Annotated in this window: 16 protein-coding genes; 4 read left to right on the forward strand and 12 right to left on the reverse strand. The window is 71.5% G+C overall.

Annotation, left to right across the window (positions count from 1 at the left end; all coding sequences use genetic code 11):
- Window positions 1-63 precede the first annotated feature (63 nt).
- Window positions 64-1608, reverse strand: coding sequence for a sunset domain-containing protein (locus tag VFL99_RS03005; protein WP_325104843.1), 1545 nt, complete (start codon window positions 1606-1608; stop codon window positions 64-66).
- A 186-nt stretch (window positions 1609-1794) separates the two neighbouring features.
- On the opposite strand from VFL99_RS03005, the gene VFL99_RS03010 reads away from it, so the two are divergent.
- From VFL99_RS03010 to purM, 3 genes are all read left to right on the forward strand, one after another.
- The gene (locus VFL99_RS03010) at window positions 1795-2073 is read left to right on the forward strand and encodes a hypothetical protein (RefSeq protein ID WP_325104844.1); all 279 of its coding nucleotides are present in this window, start codon (window positions 1795-1797) and stop codon (window positions 2071-2073) included.
- A gap of 190 nt (window positions 2074-2263) precedes the next feature.
- Complete coding sequence (gene purF, locus VFL99_RS03015) at window positions 2264-3847, forward strand: amidophosphoribosyltransferase (protein ID WP_325104845.1); 1584 nt, start codon at window positions 2264-2266, stop codon at window positions 3845-3847.
- A 42-nt stretch (window positions 3848-3889) separates the two neighbouring features.
- Complete coding sequence (gene purM / locus VFL99_RS03020; protein ID WP_325104846.1) at window positions 3890-5044, forward strand: phosphoribosylformylglycinamidine cyclo-ligase; 1155 nt, start codon at window positions 3890-3892, stop codon at window positions 5042-5044.
- Window positions 5045-5337: 293 nt separating this feature from the next.
- Here the strand turns inward: purM and VFL99_RS03025 are convergent, their stop codons facing one another.
- The 9 genes from VFL99_RS03025 to VFL99_RS03065 all read right to left on the reverse strand — a co-directional run bounded on the left by VFL99_RS03025 (window position 5338) and on the right by VFL99_RS03065 (window position 14101).
- Window positions 5338-5538, reverse strand: coding sequence for a DUF3073 domain-containing protein (locus VFL99_RS03025; RefSeq protein ID WP_325104847.1), 201 nt, complete (start codon window positions 5536-5538; stop codon window positions 5338-5340).
- Window positions 5539-5715: 177 nt separating this feature from the next.
- Window positions 5716-6837, reverse strand: coding sequence for a Glu/Leu/Phe/Val dehydrogenase dimerization domain-containing protein (locus tag VFL99_RS03030; protein ID WP_325104848.1), 1122 nt, complete (start codon window positions 6835-6837; stop codon window positions 5716-5718).
- A gap of 112 nt (window positions 6838-6949) precedes the next feature.
- Complete coding sequence (locus tag VFL99_RS03035; RefSeq protein WP_325104849.1) at window positions 6950-7666, reverse strand: copper resistance CopC family protein; 717 nt, start codon at window positions 7664-7666, stop codon at window positions 6950-6952.
- Window positions 7663-8301, reverse strand: coding sequence for a nucleoside/nucleotide kinase family protein (locus VFL99_RS03040; RefSeq protein WP_325104850.1), 639 nt, complete (start codon window positions 8299-8301; stop codon window positions 7663-7665). Before VFL99_RS03040 ends, VFL99_RS03035 begins: the two co-directional genes overlap by 4 nt.
- Window positions 8302-8367: 66 nt before the next feature.
- Window positions 8368-9786, reverse strand: a complete 1419-nt coding sequence (locus VFL99_RS03045; RefSeq protein ID WP_325104851.1) for an NAD(P)(+) transhydrogenase (Re/Si-specific) subunit beta — start codon at window positions 9784-9786, stop codon at window positions 8368-8370.
- Window positions 9786-10115 carry an NAD(P) transhydrogenase subunit alpha part 2 gene (locus VFL99_RS03050; RefSeq protein ID WP_325104852.1) on the reverse strand — a complete coding sequence of 110 codons (330 nt, stop codon included), beginning with the start codon at window positions 10113-10115 and terminating at the stop codon, window positions 9786-9788. Before VFL99_RS03050 ends, VFL99_RS03045 begins: the two co-directional genes overlap by 1 nt.
- Before the next feature lie 106 nt (window positions 10116-10221).
- Window positions 10222-11349: an NAD(P) transhydrogenase subunit alpha gene (locus VFL99_RS03055; protein ID WP_325104853.1), complete on the reverse strand. Its 1128-nt coding sequence runs from the start codon at window positions 11347-11349 to the stop codon at window positions 10222-10224.
- Between the two features lie 111 nt (window positions 11350-11460).
- Complete coding sequence (locus tag VFL99_RS03060) at window positions 11461-13017, reverse strand: alpha/beta hydrolase fold domain-containing protein (protein WP_325104854.1); 1557 nt, start codon at window positions 13015-13017, stop codon at window positions 11461-11463.
- An 88-nt stretch (window positions 13018-13105) separates the two neighbouring features.
- Window positions 13106-14101, reverse strand: a complete 996-nt coding sequence (locus tag VFL99_RS03065; protein ID WP_325104855.1) for a 1-aminocyclopropane-1-carboxylate deaminase/D-cysteine desulfhydrase — start codon at window positions 14099-14101, stop codon at window positions 13106-13108.
- Window positions 14102-14245: 144 nt separating this feature from the next.
- Here VFL99_RS03065 and VFL99_RS03070 point away from each other — a divergent pair, with 144 nt between their 5' ends.
- Window positions 14246-14716, forward strand: a complete 471-nt coding sequence (locus VFL99_RS03070; protein WP_325104856.1) for an Lrp/AsnC family transcriptional regulator — start codon at window positions 14246-14248, stop codon at window positions 14714-14716.
- A gap of 102 nt (window positions 14717-14818) precedes the next feature.
- Here the strand turns inward: VFL99_RS03070 and VFL99_RS03075 are convergent, their stop codons facing one another.
- Together VFL99_RS03075 and VFL99_RS03080 are read right to left on the reverse strand one after the other, a co-directional pair.
- Window positions 14819-15406 carry a dihydrofolate reductase family protein gene (locus VFL99_RS03075; RefSeq protein WP_325104857.1) on the reverse strand — a complete coding sequence of 196 codons (588 nt, stop codon included), beginning with the start codon at window positions 15404-15406 and terminating at the stop codon, window positions 14819-14821.
- Between the two features lie 71 nt (window positions 15407-15477).
- Entirely contained in the window at window positions 15478-15774 is a 297-nt protein-coding gene (locus VFL99_RS03080) for an antibiotic biosynthesis monooxygenase family protein (protein WP_325104858.1), read from the reverse strand.
- Window positions 15775-16254 lie beyond the last annotated feature (480 nt).

Raw genomic sequence — 16254 nt, forward strand, 5'->3', positions numbered from 1 at the left:
ACAGTTGCTGGCGGTGGGCGATTCCCGGTTCGCCGATCACCAGCAACTGTCGTCGGTGTGAGCTCAGCGTCGCTTGCGGTCCCAGTGCTTGAACCCCGCCGCCTTCGCTGCGTCCTCCGACTGGAACCACACGTCGGCGCGGTTGGCGTAGGACGGTGAGTCCTCGGTGTGGAACAGCATGGAGCCGGCGTTGCCCTTGACCGTCCAGCCGACCGGTCCGGCGCCCTCCTCGTCCGGTTCGGCGGACCCGACACCGTACGGGCCCGGTTCGATGGCGCCGGTCTCGGCAGGTGCCGTCGGGAGAGCGGTCTCCTCGGTCGGGATCGCCTCCGGCGGCATCGTGTCTGCCGGCACGTGTTCGACCGGCATCTGTTCGACCGGCGCCTGCTCGACCGGGGGTTCCTCCACCAGCGGCGGCTGCTGGTACCGCGCCTGCTGCGGCGGGGCCTGCTCGACCGGGGCCTGCTCGACCGGTGGCTCCTCCACCAGCGGCGGCTGCTCGTAGCGCGCCTGCTGCGGCGGGGCCTCCTCCACCGGAGCGTTGCCGTACGGGTCGTGCACGGCCCTGCCCTCGGCGGGCGCCGTCGTCCCGGCGTCTGGCGTGGTCGGCGTGGTGCTCGGCAGGTTGATCTGCCCCGATCCGGCCGGGCCGAGGTCCGCCTGGTTCTGCGTGCCGGACACGCTCTGTCGGTAGGTCCCCGAGCCACCCGAGGACGACGTGCCCATGCCCTCGGAGCCGGCGTGCGCCGCCGGCGCCTCGGGGGTCTCCTGTGGAGGGGCCTGCGGGTCGGGCGCACCCCACTCGCCGTGTCCGCGCTCTCCGTGGCCCATGCCGACCGACGGAGCCGTTCGGTCGCCGAGGTCCTGCGCCGCGGTCGCCGGGGTCTGGCCCGTGTCGGTGCCCCGACCCGGTTCCTGGACTTCTTGGCCGGCCGGCTCGGCGAACCCGCTCGTGCCGCCGCCGGTCACGTCCGTTGAGCCGTCTGCGTAACGCTGGCCGAAGTCGCCCTGCGCCGCGGACACCTCCTGCGCGGGTGTGGCGCCGTGGGCCTCGATGGGCTCCTGCGCCTGCGCCGGCTCCTCCGGAACCGCCGCCTCCTCCGGAACCGCCGGCTCCTCCGGAACCGCCGCCTCCTGCGGCTCGGCAGCCGGTGCCGGTTCCGCCGGCGCGCGTTCGCCGGCCAAGTCCGTCGCCGAAGGCACTGCCGAGGAGTCGTGGCGGGTCGGTGCCTCTTCAACGGGCTCCACCGGGGCCTCGGCCACCGGCTCGGCCGGAATCACCGGCTCCTCCGGCGGTGCCTCTTCAACGGCCTCGACCGGAGCAGCCGTCGCCTCGTCGGCCGTCTGGTCGTAGGGCTCGTCGGCCCGGCGCCCCGTCTCCCCGCGGTGAGTGCTCGTGTCCGCGCGGGTGGCTCCACCGGCCTGCTGCCGGGGGCGTGGCTCCTCCGGGGCCCCGGGGGCCGCCTCACCGGTCCCGGACGGCGCCACCTCGCGACGCTCGTCCTCGGGAGGCGTCACCTGCTGCGCTCCACCCTTGGTGCGGAGCATCGACCACACGATGATCGCAATCAGGATGAGGAACAGGGCGAGCACGATCCATTTCCACATGCGCAGGACCCCTCTCTCGGTCACCACCACGTCAGCGGCCCACCGGGTCCGATGGGCCCTCGCGTGTCACCCTACGCGCTGGGCCGGGCCCCAGCCCGACAGCGCAGCGCCCGTTCGTCAGCACGGTGCGGCTGCGCCGCGGCGCGAGGGTTCGGAGCCCGCGGCGTCATCGCTTACCGTGGTGGGGTGAGTCCGCAGCAGTACCCGATCCGTCGCGCCCCGAGTTTCGCCGCCTTCATCGGCACCGGGGCCGTGCTCGGGTTCGTGATCGGGGCCCTCGTCTCCGTGTTCGGCCCACCGACGCCCGACTACAGCAGCGGCTCGACCCTGCTCTTCATCGGCGTCGCCTGCGCCGTCGTCGGTGCCCTCATCGCCGGTGCCCTGGCGGTCGCCCTGGACCACCGTTCCGTGAAGAAGTGGGAGCGCCTGCAGCAGCTCGCGGAACGCTCGACGCACACCGACTGACCGCCTCCGCCCCTGCCCCGGCGGGCCCTGCCCGACGGACCAACCGACTGACCACCCCGTGTGTGGCGTGTCACGCCGGAACGACCCTGCGAAACGCCACACACCGGGTCGTCAGTCAGGGGAGGGGCAGCGCCGAGGTCGCACACTGACGCGTCCGGACCCCCACCCGCCCTGTGGAACACTGGATCCCGTGGCACGCGGCGACGGACGGCTCTCCCATGACCTGCTCCCCGGCGAGAAGGCCCCCCAGGACGCCTGCGGGGTCTTCGGCGTATGGGCACCCGGCGAGGAGGTCGCCAAGCTCACCTACTTCGGCCTCTACGCGCTGCAGCACCGGGGCCAGGAGTCGGCCGGCATCGCCGCCTCCGACGGGCATCGGATGCTCGTCTACAAGGACATGGGGCTGGTCTCCCAGGTCTTCGACGAGAACGCCCTCGGCACGCTGAAGGGCCACATCGCCGTCGGCCACTGCCGCTACTCCACGACCGGCGCCAGCGTCTGGGAGAACGCCCAGCCCACGCTCGGCGGCACCCACGGCAGCACCGTGGCACTCGCGCACAACGGCAACCTGATCAACTCTGCCGAGCTGCGGGAGATGCTCGAGGACCGGCACGGCCACAGCGCCGACCAGCTCGCCGGCGAGCTCGGCCGCGGCAACACCACCGACACGGCGCTGGTGACGGCGCTGCTGACCAGCGACCCGGACCGGCCGCTCGAGGCGACCGCCATGGACCTGCTGCCCAAGGTGCGCGGCGCGTTCTGCTTCGTGTTCATGGACGAGCACACCCTGTATGCCGCGCGCGACCCGCAGGGCATCCGTCCCCTGGTCCTCGGTCGCCTCGAGCGCGGCTGGGTGGTCGCCAGCGAGACCGCCGCGCTCGACATCGTCGGTGCCAGCGTGATCCGCGAGGTGGAGCCGGGTGAGCTGATCGCCATCGACGCCGACGGGTTGCGCAGCCAGCGCTTCGCCGAGGCCAAGCCGAAGGGCTGCGTCTTCGAGTACGTCTACCTGGCCCGGCCCGACACCACCCTCGCCGGGCGCGCGGTCAACGACGCCCGGGTCGAGATGGGCCGACAGCTCGCCCGGGAGCACCCGGTCGAGGCCGACATGGTGATGCCCGTGCCGGAGTCGGGCACGCCCGCGGCGATCGGCTACGCCCAGGAGTCCGGGCTCCCCTACGGCCAGGGCCTGGTGAAGAACTCCTACGTCGGGCGCACCTTCATCGCGCCCTCGCAGACCATCCGCCAGCTCGGCATCCGGCTCAAGCTCAACCCGCTGCGCGAGGTGATCAAGGGCAAGCGCCTGGTGGTCGTGGACGACTCCATCGTGCGCGGCAACACGCAGCGGGCGCTGGTGCGAATGCTCCGGGAGGCGGGGGCCGCCGAGGTGCACGTGCGGATCTCCAGCCCGCCGGTGCGCTGGCCCTGCTTCTACGGCATCGACTTCGCCACCCGGGCCGAGCTGATCGCCACGGGGATCGACACCGACGGGGTGCGCTCCAGCATCGGCGCCGACAGCCTGGGCTACATCAGCACCGAGGGCATGATCGCTGCCACCGAGCAGCCCCGCGACCGGCTGTGCACGGCCTGCTTCACCGGGGAGTACCCGATCGGGCTGCCCGAGCGTGCCGGCAGCGAGTCCACCGGCCTGCTCGACCTGCAGCTGCCGGTGCAGACCGACGGCGCCGACCCCACCGATGTCGGCACGCTCGACGTCGAGGGTGTTGCCACCACGGCCGGGGCCGGTGCCGCCGACGCCCTGCGGCGGCCCTGACACCCACGCCACACCCCTGACCAGTCGAGTCGAGAGAGCGGTATGACGTCCCAGCAGTCCGAGCAGCCGATCACCTACGCCTCCGCCGGTGTCGACGTCGAGGCCGGGGATCGGGCCGTCGAGCTGATGAAGGCCTCGGTGCGCTCCGCGACCCGCCCGGAGGTCCTCGGCGGCCTCGGTGGCTTCGCGGGCCTGTTCGACGCCTCGGCGATCGCCCGGATGACCCGCCCGGTGCTGGCCACCAGCACCGACGGCGTCGGCACCAAGGTCGCCATCGCCCAGGCCATGGACGTGCACGAGACGATCGGCTACGACCTGGTCGGGATGGTGGTCGACGACATCGTCGTGTGCGGCGCCGAGCCGCTGTTCATGACCGACTACATCGCCACCGGCTCGGTGGTGCCCGAGCGGATCGCCTCGGTCGTCGCCGGCATCGCCGACGCCTGCCACGCCGCCGGCGTCGCGCTGGTGGGCGGGGAGACCGCCGAGCACCCCGGCCTGCTGGACCCCGACGAGTACGACGTCGCCGGCGCCGCCACCGGTGTGGTGGAGTATGCCGACCTGCTGGGTCCCGAGCGCGTCGTCGCCGGGGACGTGGTGCTCGCCCTCGGTTCCTCCGGGCTGCACTCCAACGGCTACTCGCTGGTTCGGCGGGTGGTCGACCACGCCGGGTGGACGCTGGACCGGCACGTGCCCGAGCTCGGTCGCACCCTGGGTGAGGAGCTGCTCGAGCCGACCCGTGTCTACACCAAGGACCTGCTCGCGCTGATCCGCACCGACGGCATCGACGTGCACGCGATGAGCCACGTCACCGGCGGGGGACTGGCGGCCAACCTCGCGCGGGTCCTGCCGCCGGGGCTCCTGGCGACGGTGGACCGTGGCTCGTGGTTGCCGGCGCCGGTCTTCGGGCTCGTCCGCGACCTCGGCCACGTCCCGGTCAGCGACCTCGAGCGCACCCTCAACATGGGGGTCGGCTTCGCGGTCGTGCTGCCGGAGGCGCAGGCCGACCACGCGATGGACGTGCTGCGCGGCCGGGGCCTGGCCGCGTGGGTGCTCGGCCACGTCCGCGACCTCGACGGGCCGGCCGCCACCGGCACGCCGGGCGGTTCGGCCGCCGACTCCTCCGGCGAGGTGGTGCGCGGCGCGAAGGGGGTCGACGGCGGTGCCGTGAAGGTGGTCGGCCGCCACCCCCGCTAGCCGCTCGTCGCGCCGATGCTCCGCCGCGGGGCCCCCGCTCCGGGACCCCTCATCCGCACCGATCATATTGTGACGTTCTGGTCGCTCCAGCGACCAGAACGTCACAATGATTCGGCACGACGATCGACGGGCACCAGCACGAGCAGCGGACACCTCGACCGGCCTGCACGACAACTGACGGCACCGCGATCGATCAGACGCGACCATCCGGGACAACGGGCACGCGTCAGGAACATCCGGGCAGGCGCCAACCCACCAAGACAGGATCGATGTCCGGATGGGGGGTGAACGGCTCAGCGCTCGCCCGAGGCCCACTTCCCGTAGTCGTCGTAGTCGTCCTCCGGCGAGGAGTCGGCGTGCTCCGCCGGGTCCTCACGTGACGTCGATGCTCCGTGCAGCTCGCGCTCGAGTGCGCTCAGGTCGGTGTCGGGAGAGAAGTACTTCAACTCCCGGGCGACCTTCGTCTGCTTGGCCTTCGCTCGGCCGCGCCCCATGGCGTGACCCCCTCATGCGGTCTGCCGGGACAGCATCGCCCGCTGGGAGAACCAATGGCTCCCTCAGCCCGCGGAGCAGCCCCGGGAATCTCGTGTATTCGTGGACCCCACGCTACAGGAATCTGCGGCGATCGGCCTCCTCGGCACCCCGGTCGGAGCGACGCTCTCAGCGAAATCTCAGGTGTGCGCGTGCCGGTGCCCCTCCGGGAGCCAGATACGGGCCGGATTCCCGACCGTGGCCATCCGTTCCTCGGCGAGGTGGTCGGCGGCGACGGCCGGCGACAGGCCCTGCTCGGCGGCCCGCTCCAGCACCGCCAGCGTCGCATCGAAGATGCCGGTCACCCGCTGCTTGGCCCGCTCGAAGTGGAAGCCGTGCAGCTCGTCGGAGACCTGGATGACGCCACCGGAGTTGACCAGGAAGTCGGGTGCATAGGTGATGCCGCGGGCGAGCAGCTGCGCCGCCGTCCCCTCGGCGCCCTCGACGACGAGCTGGTTGTTCGCCGCGCCGCAGACGACCGACGCGTTCAGCGCCTCCACCGTCGCCTCGTCCAGGGCTCCGCCCATCGCGCAGGGCGCGTAGACGTCGAGGTCGGACTTCACCAGCGTCTCGGCGTCGTCGACGACCTCGATCTGCGGGTACTGCGCGCTCAACGTCTCCACCGCGGCCGGGTTGACGTCGGTGACGACCACCTCGGCGCCGTCGTCCACGAGGTGCCCGGTGAGGATCCGGCCCACCTTGCCGACGCCGGCGACGCCGACGGTGCGCCCCTTCAGCGACCGCTCGCCCCACAGGTGCTGGGCGCAGGCCCGCATCCCCTGGTAGACCCCGTAGGCCGTGAGCACCGAGGAGTCACCGCAGCCCCCGTTGACCTCGCTGCGCCCGGTCGCGAACCGCGTCTCCCGCCCCACCACGTCCATGTCGGCCACGTAGGTGCCCACGTCACAGGCCGTGATGTAGCGCCCGCCCAGACTCTCCACGAACCGGCCGTAGGCACGCAGCAGCGCCTCGGACTTGTCCGTGCGGGGGTCCCCGATGATCACCGCCTTGCCGCCGCCGAGGTCGAGTCCGGCCAGCGCGTTCTTGTAGGACATGCCGCGCGAGAGCCGCAGCACGTCGGCGAGCGCGTCCTCCTCGGACTCGTACGGGTAGAACCGGGTCCCGCCCAGCGCCGGCCCGAGGGCGGTGCTGTGGATGGCGATGATCGCGCGCAGGCCGGTCGTGCGGTCGTGGCAGTAGGCGACCTGCTCGTGGTCGGAGCCGAACGCCGAGGCCTTCGACAGTGAGTTCCAGACGGTCACGGTGGTGACTCCTTTGTCCTCGTGTCCTCAAACGAGCAGCGACCTCGCAGGAGCCGCGAGACCACCGCTGTGGCGCGGGTCACGCGCCGTGACCTCAGCGTATGCCGTGAGCTCACCCGTGCAGGTCGTCGTCCCCGCCGTGCCCCTTGAGTCGCTTCACGAGGTAGCTGATGCCGGCCAGGATCAGCACGATGAGCACGATCCCCCACGCGAGGATCGACGGCGGCACCGGCCAGCTCATGCCCTTGCCGGAGTCGTTGCTGGCCGCAGCCGGGGCGGAGGAGGACGGCTGCGGAGAGGCGGCGGAGCGGCCGGCCGGCGCGCTGGCCGAGGTCGAGGCACCGGGAGCGAGCGGAGTGGCGGTCGCGCCGGACGGCTTGGCGTCGGCGCCGGCGGCCCCCTTCTGCGCGGTGAAGGAGAAGCTGCCGGAGACGACGTGTCCGTCGTCGGAGGTGACGCGGTAGTCGACGGTGTACTTCCCCGCCGGCGCGCCGGGCGCCAGCTGCTGGCGGACAGTGCTGCCGTCGATGACCGGCTTGCCTTGCTGGGCCGGACCGTTCGGACCCGACACGATCACCTGGGTGCCGAGCTTGAGGGGCGGCTCCTCGAAGATCAGCTGCACCTCGCCGGGCAGCTGCCCGATGCTCGCGCCGCCGGCCGGCACCGTCCTGATGAGCACGTCGTGGGCCGAGGCCGGCGGGGCGGTCGCGGTCTGGAGGGCCGTCATACCGCCGAGGACGGCGAGCACGGCCAGGGCGAGGAGGGCGGAACGGGCCCGCGCACCCAGCGAGGCACACGCAGCGGGGGAGGACGGGGAGGAGGGGCTCACCCGGCCAGCGTAGGAGGGGTCCCCGTGACGATCACGTCGGCCCGGGCGCGGGTGGCGCGCACGAGGGCGGCGTTGGCCTCGTCGCTGCCGGTGGTGCGCGCCCACGCCTCGGTCGCGGAGCGGCCGTAGCTGCGGTGCCGGGCGGCGAGGCGTTCGAGGCGCACCGTGTCGTCGAGCTCGACGTACCAGACCTCGTCGAGCAGGCCACGCACCGCGCACCACGGCGGCTCGGGCAGGAGCAGGTAGTTGCCCTCGGTGACGACCAGCGGGGTGGTGGGCGGCACCGGGACGGCGCCGGCGATCGCGTCCTCGATCTCCCGCCGGAACTCCGGCGCCCAGACCAGCTGCCCCGGCTGGTCGCGGAGCCGGCGCAGCAGCGCGACGTAGCCCGCGGCGTCGAAGGTCCGCGGCGCGCCCTTGACGTCCACCAGGCCGAGCTCGGTCAGGGCCGAGTGGGCGAGGTGGAAGCCGTCCATGCCCACGAGCACGGCGCCGGGGACGGCGGCGACCACGGCCTCGGCCAGGGTCGACTTGCCGGCGCCGGGGGGACCGGTGATCCCCAGGATCTTGCGGCCCTCGCCGCAGGCGAGCTCCCGCGCCCGCTGCAGCGCCTGGTCCGGGTCGAGCTCGGTCACGCCGCGAGGGTAGCCGTCCGTTTCCCTCACGACCGGACACGCGTTGCGAGTCCGCTGTCCGGCGGCTCAGAGGCCCTTGACCCCCGCGACGACCTTGGTGAGCGACTCCTTGGCGTCGCCGAAGAGCAACATCGTCTTGGGGTCGTACAGCAGCTCGTTCTCGATGCCGGCGAAGCCGGGCCGCATCGAGCGCTTGAGGAAGACGACCTGCTGGGCGGCGTCGACGTGCAGGATCGGCATGCCGTAGATCGGCACGCCGGGGGTGGTCTTGGCGGCCGGGTTCACCACGTCGTTGGCGCCCACCACGAGAGCCACGTCGGCGGTGGAGAACTCGGGGTTGACCGCGTCCATCTCCTTGAGCACCTCGTAGGGCACGTTGGCCTCGGCGAGCAGGACGTTCATGTGCCCGGGCATCCGGCCGGCCACCGGGTGGATGGCGTAGAGCACCTCGATGCCGCGAGCCTCCAGCAGGTCGGCCAGCTCGCGGATCGTGTGCTGGGCCTGGGCGACGGCCAGGCCGTAGCCGGGCACCATGATGACCTTGCGGGCATAGCCGAGCAGGATCGCGACGTCCTCCGGCGAGCCGGAGCGCACCGGCCGTTCCTCCCCGGGACCGGTCGGGCCGCCCGCCTTCTGCCGGAACGCGCCGAAGAGGGTCGCCGAGAGCGATCGGCCCATCGCGGCGGCCATCAGCCGGGTGAGGATCGTGCCGCTGGCGCCCACGAGCGTGCCGCCGATCAGCAGCAGCACGTTGCCGAGGACGTAGCCACTGGCCGCCACGCACAGGCCGGTGAAGGCGTTGAGCAGCGATATGACGATCGGCACGTCGGCACCGCCCACCGGCAGCACGAACAGCACGCCGACGGCCAGCGCGACCAGGGCGAGGACGATGAGCAGAAGCGGGTGGATGCTCGAGTCGCTCCAGGCGTCGACCACGACGAGGACGGCGAGGGCCACCCCTGCGAGCAGGCCGACGCCGAAGACGTACGGCCCGCCGGGGAAGGTGACCGGCCGGGTGGCCATCAGCTCCTGCAGCTTGCCGAAGGTCAGGCAGGACCCGGAGAACGAGATCGCGCCCACGAGGATGGTGAACGCACCCGCGCCCGCGGCGACCAGCGCCGCGCCCGAGGAGGCCGTGTTGCTGAGCCCGGTTCCACTGAGCTCGAGCCCGGCGACGAGCGCCGCGGCTGCCCCGCCGACACCGTTGAACAGCGCCACCAGCTGGGGCATCTGGGTCATCGCCACGCGTCGCGCGGCCGGCACGCCGAGCGCGGCGCCGACCACCATGGCGCCGAGGATCCAGCCCAGGTGGTGCAGGTCGTAGGACAGGAACGTGACGAGGACCGCGAGCACTCCGCCGGCGGCGCCGATGAGGTTGCCACGGCGGGCGGTGCCGGGGGCGGACAGCCCCTTGAGCGCGATGATGAAGCAGACGGCCGCGATGAGGTACCCGAGCAGCGTGACGTTGAGGGGGAGCAGTGCCATCAGCGGCCGCCTCCCGGCTCGCTGCCCTCGGACCGGGGTGCGGCTCCCGGCCGCGCCCGGCCCTTGAACATCTCGAGCATCCGGTCGGTCACCACGAAGCCACCGACGATGTTGACGGTCGCCAGGACGACGGCGAGGACGCCGAGGGCGAGCCCCACGGTCGAGGTCGTCTCGCCGGTGGCGACGATGGCACCGACGAGGATGACGCCGTGAATCGCGTTGGCACCGCTCATCAACGGCGTGTGCAGGGTGGTCGAGACCTTCGAGATGACCTCGAACCCGACGAACACCGCGAGCACGAAGATGGTCAGCAGGGCGATGTCGGTCATGTCGGGGTCCCCGCGAAGTATCGGAGGCCGGGGTCCCCGCGAAGTATCGGAGCGAAGCGGAGAACTTCGTGGGGTGGCAGGGCAGCGGAGAACTTCGTGGGGTGACTCATTGCTCCTCCTCCAGCAGCTTCGCCGTCGGCGCGTGCCGCACGACGCCGTCGTGCGCGAGGCAGGCCGCGTCGAAGATCTCGTCCTCCAGGTCGAGCCGGAAGCCGTCCTCCGAGAGCCCGAGCGCGAGCAGGCTCGTGATGTTCTTGGCGTAGAGGCGGGACGCGTCGACCGGCAGGGTCGAGGGCGCGTCCGCCATCCCCACCAGCTGTACGTCACCGACCGCCGTGGTCTGTCCGGCGACCGACCCCTCGACGTTGCCGCCGCTCTCGGCGGCGAGGTCGACGACCACGGAACCGGCCGGCATACCGGCGAGCATGTCGGCGGTGACGAGCAGCGGTGCGGGACGGCCCGGCACGGCAGCGGTGGTGATGACCACGTCCGCCTTCGCCAGGTGTGGCGCCAGCGCCTCCTGTTGCCGGCGCGCCCGGTCCGCGGCCATCTCCCGCGCGTAGCCGCCCGACCCCTCCTGGGCGTCCAGCCCCAGGTCCAGGAAGGCGGCGCCCATGGACCTGACCTCGTCCGCGGAGGCCGGGCGCACGTCATACGCCTCGACGACCGCACCGAGCCGCTTGGCGGTCGCGATCGCCTGCAGGCCGGCGACGCCCGCGCCCAGCACCAGCACCTTCGCCGGCCGCACCGTGCCGGCCGCGGTCATGAACAGCGGGAAGAAGCGCGGCAGTCGCGTCGCTGCCTCCAGCGCGCAGCGGTAGCCGGCCACGAGCGCCTGTGACGTCAGCGCGTCCATCGACTGCGCGCGCGAGATGCGGGGGATGAGCTCCATCGCCAGCGCACTGATGCGCCCGTCCCGCAATGCCCGTATGCCGGGGAGCTCACCGGCCCCGGTCACGAACCCCGCCGTCGCGGTCCCCTCGCGCAACCGCTGCACCTGCTCCGGCAGCAGCGGTCGGACGTGCAGGACCAGTTCGGCGTCGGTGAGCACGTCCCCGACCTGGACCTCGGCGCCGGCGGCCTCGTAGTCGGCGTCCTTGGCGAGCGCCCAGGTGCCGGCGCCGGACTCGACGACGACGGTGTGGCCGCTGTCGACCAACGGCGCCACGGCGTCAGGCGTGAGCGCGACCCGGCGCTCGCCGGGGCGGGTCTCGGCGGGGACGACGATGCGCACCAGAACTCCTTCCGCTCGCGTGGCACGACAAGCGTGCGCCCTCACTCTGCCAGCGAGTGGGCGTTTGCGGGGAGATCTTTGCCGGCGCGCGGCCCGGCGCCCTCCTGCGGATCAGCCGAAGGTGGTCCTCAGGTGGGCCCCGATCTGCCGCTGGGCGTCCCGGGCCTTGTCGAGAACCGTTGCGGCGCCGAGGAAGTCGTGCGGGACGCCGGCGTAGTGCAGGTGCGCGGCCAGCGTCCCGGCCTCCCGGAGCCGCTCGGCGAAGGCCTGACCCTGGCTGCGCAGCGGGTCGCGCTCGACCGTGACCACCACGGTCGGCGGCATCGCGGCGAGCCGCGGCACCGGCAGGTCGAGCAGGTTCATCCGCGGGTCCCGCAGCGAGTCGGTCGTGCCGTGGAAGGCGTGGGTGAGGCACCAGGACAGCAGCGGCCGGTTGAGCGGGCGCGCGTCGGCCGAGTCCTGCATCGACTCGCCGTACTGCGCTGTCGTGGTGAGGGGGTGCACCAGGACCTGCGTGGCCGGCATACGTTGGTCGTTCTCGAGCAGGGTGAGGCTGGCGGCGGCTGCCATGGTGGCGCCCACGCCCTCGCCCCCGACGGCGACCCGGCTGGGGTCGCCGCCGACAACGTCGGCGCTCGCGCAGGCCCAGCGGTAGGCGGCGAGCACGTCGTCGAAGGCGGCCGGGAAGGGGTGCTCCGGGGCGAGCCGGTACTCGGGGGCGATGACGAGCGCCTGGGTGGCGTTGGCGAGGCCGCGGCAGGAGGCGTCATAGGTGGGTGTGTCGCCGAAGACGAAGCCGCCGCCGTGTGCCCATAGCAGCACCGGCAGCCCAGCGCCGTCGCTGGCCCTCGGGTGGTAGACCCGCAACGAGAGCGCCACACCGGAGGGGTACTCCACGGCCTTGGTCTCGACGTGCGCGACCTCCTCGGGCTCGGTGGCCCGGTCGAGTTTCTTCGCCCGGGCGCGCACGGCGTCGGCCAGTGTCGGTTCGGCCCGCGCCACGTCGGGCGTCTGCAGCTCCGGCGTGCGCGGCATCAGGGAGGCGTAGGCGTCCAGCAGGCCCTGCGCCTGCTCGTCCAGCAGGCCGGAGGCGTCCGTGGCGAGGCGCCTCAACCGCCCCGAGGCCAGGTCGCGCAGCTTGTCCAGGGGCGCGGCCAGCACGCCGGCACCCTGCTCCTTGACGCCCTCGTCCGGGGCGTGCGGATGGGCCCGCGTCGGGGCGTTGCGCTTGGCCTCGGTGAAGGTGTGGCCGAGCTGGCCCATCTGTGCGCTGCCGACGTGCCGCCGAAACGGCGGGAGCATCTCGTGCTCCTCCTCGGGGGCGTGGTGGCGCACGTCGCGGATCAGCTCGAGCAGCGCGTCCTCGAACTTCTCGTCCCCCGGATCGGCACCGTCGAGGGTGGTGACGTGCTTCTTCATGTCGGCGTGGTCGTCGTGGGCCTCCTCGGAGTCCTCGACCATTCCGACCTCGACGAAGCCCGGGTACATGACCGTCTCCTCGCCGTACGCATGCAGCGCCAGCTCGTAGCTCACCTGGTCGGCCAGAGTGCGCCGGTCGCCGCGGCCGGCCTCGAGGTGCTGGAACTGTCGCTCGACGACCGCGTGGTCGTCGGCCACCAGGCGGTCGAGGTCGCCGGGCAGCGGCGCGTCGGGGGCGGGGGTGGTCACAGGATGCTCCTTCGGTCACCGGCGGTTGCCGTGGCCGGTACCCATCGAGTACCGCCCTATGCCGTGCCGAACGAGAGGACCGGAGGCGTCATAGTCGGATGGCGGCAAGCCGCGGAATCTCCGACCACGCTCGCTCCGCAAAGTGGGGGTCGAACATCGCGTGCATTCCGCCCGTGTGCCAGAAGACGATCGGCTCGGCCAGCTCCTGCTTCTTGGCGCGGTCGATGACCGCCGCCACCGCCTTCGCGCTGTAGACCGGATCGACGACGATCCCTTCCGTGCGCGCAAGCAGGTCAACCGCCTCCATGGTGCCGTCGGCAGGAAGGCCATACCCCTCGCCGAGGTAGTCCTCGGTGAGGTTGATGTCTTCCCGGCGCAGTTCAGGGTGTGCCTCGAGAAGCCTCGCCCCGCCCTGGGCGAAGGAGAGGTACTGCCCCGCCACGTCGTCATACACGTCCTTGGCCACGACCACACCAAGCAGCTCGGTGCTCGCGCCCGTGAGCTTCCTGCCCAGGGTGAGGCCCGCGTGAGTGCCTCCGGACGAACTGGCGTGCACGATGCTGCCGAGGGGTCTTCCGTGCGCACTCATCTGCTGCTGCAGTTCAACGAAGGCCATCGCGAACCCCAGGCAGCTGCGCTCTGACGCGCACCCGATGGGCAGTCGGTACACGTTCTCTCCCGAGGCGCGGAGCTCCTCCACGACGGCCGAAGCGCGCTCCGCGAGCTCAGCCCAGCTTACGTCGCCGACGAAGCGCAGGTCTGCCCCGAAGAGGCCGTCGAGCATGAGGTTGCTCACCGGAGTGCGAGGCTCGTCATGGCAGAGCACGAGCGTGCAGCGCAGCCCGATGGCGGCCGCAGCCGCGGCAACCGCGCGAGCCGCGTTCGACAGCCGTGATCCTTCAACGACCAGGTGCTCAGCGCCCTGACCGACGGCGTGGGCAAGTTCCACCTCGAGCTTGCGGACCTTGTTGCCAGCCAGTCCGATCGAACCGATGTCGTCGCGCTTGCACCAGACTTCGGCGCCCACGTGCTCGCTGAACCGCTCGAGCAGCTGCACCGGCGAGGTGAAGCCCCGCAGATCCAACCTCGGCAGGGTGGCGAGTCGGTCGAGTGGGCTCACATGGGGCTCCAGCTGCTGGGTGGCCCGGGTGGTGTCAGATGCCATGCAGCAAGGGTAGGTGGACCCTCGCTGTCCCCGATTGCCAATTGCTGCCGCTAAGGTGCTCTTGTGCGCAACGATCATGCCTTGGACTCGATTGATCGAGCAATCATTGCCGAACTCAGCGAGGACGGGCGGCTGAGCAACACCGAGCTCGCGCGGCGGGTGCGGTTGACGCCCGCGCCGTGCCTGCGGCGGGTCCAGCGGTTGGAGCGTGCTGGAGTGATTCGTGGCTACCACGCGGCGATCGATCCCAAGTCCACCGGACGAGGGTTCGAGGTGATCGTCTCGGTGGACATCGCGGTGAACGACGGACCGACGATCGAGGACTTTGAAGCGGCCGTGGCGGAGCTGCCCGAAGTTGTCGAGGTGCGCCGCATGTTCGGTCAACCCGACTACTTCCTTCGCGTGCTCGTCGCCGACCACGAAGAGTACGAGGCCCTCACCCTGAACAAGCTGACCCGCCTCCCCGCCCTCAGTCGCGTCGTGTCCCACCAGACCATGCGACTGGCCAAAGGATGGCCCACCGCAATTCCGTAGCTCGGTGCTACGCCTGCTGGCTACCTGAGTGCGGGCGCCTTGACCTAAGCCCGGTGATCGAGGTCGAGCTCGCGCTGGCCCACTACTGCGGCGTGCAGGACGTCACGGCACCACGGTCTTCACAGGGTCTCGATGAAAGCCGATTCTCCCGTAACGCAGGTAGACGGTGCCGCCTCGGAAGGCACGCTGCTCGAGCAGCTGCAGCCGCAGTTCGGCACCGAGCGGGAGGTAGGGTTTGCCACCACCGAGGAAGGCCGGAACGACCCGCAGGCGGAACTCGTCGATGAGGTCCAACAGCGACGCGGCCAGACCGGCGCCGCCGACCGACAGGTCGCCATCGGTCTCGCTCTTCAGCCGGACGACCTCGTCGACCGCGTCCCCGCGGCGCACCAGCCGGCACCCGGGTGCGACCGACTCCAGCGAGTCGGAGAACACGATCCGCGGCGTCACGGCGTAGGCCCGGGCGAACTCTGCTTCCACCTCCGGCCCGTAGGCCCGCTCCGGCGCCGTCCAGAACTCCTCCATGACCTCATAGAGGCCGCGGCCGAAGAGGAAGGCCGCCGTCTCACGGGCCTGCTGGTTGGCGAAGCGGTGCACTTCCTCGTCCGGCTCGGAGAAGGCGATGCTGCCGGTCGGGTCCTCGACGTAGCCGTCGAGGGAGGTACTCATCGTGTAGCTGAGCGTGCCCATGGGAAAGTAGACGGCCCCGCTCGCCCGAACTCATCGCCATCGGGCACGGAACCCTCCGACACGTCACGTCCTCACGCGCTCAGGACCTGTTCGTAGTGCTCGACGGTGGGGAACGGCTCGTAGAAGTGGTGCAGCAGCCGGCGCCACTGCTCGTACTGCGCCGACCCGCGGAAGCCGTCGGTGTGGTCTTCCAGTCGGCTCCACTCGACCAGCAGAAGGTACGCACCGTCCCGCTCCACGCACTTCGACAGGCCGAGGCGGATGAAGCCTGGCATCTCCGAAATGATCCTCTTGGCCTGCTCGAAGGCGGCAAGGAAGTCGTCGTCCTGCCCCGGTTTCACCGATAGCAGCGCATGCTCAAGGACCATCCCACGATGATCGCAGCCGTGGCCGCAACATTGCTGGTGGCCAGGGGCGGGGTCGAACCGCCGACCTTCCGATTTTCAGTCGTTGGAAGGGTGTGCGAAGACGTCCCGCGCGGTCAATCTGAGCACGAGAATCGGGCGTCCGGTCCTGCTTCTGTGCGCCATCGTCCGTGCTCTGGTTAGCAAAGTGTTAGCAGAATCCGGTGCCAACGATGGGAGGTCGCCCCTTGCTCCCGGACTCTGGGCAGCCGCGGCAAGGGGCGGTCCTGTGCACGGCTGGACGGCATCAAGCCGCCCCTGCGGGCCACTTTTGGCGGCCGTACTGCTGTACTACTCTGCTGTACTCCTGAGGCGAGCTGCGGGGCGACCATACGGAGGTCCATCGCCAACCGATAGCCAGCGGCCTGCGGACAACCTGTGCTGGGTCAAGGGTCGCAGATCGCGCAGCGACGCCCTGAGGGCGCCCTTGACGCGGCACAGGTC

Source organism: Segeticoccus sp., from assembly GCF_035708005.1.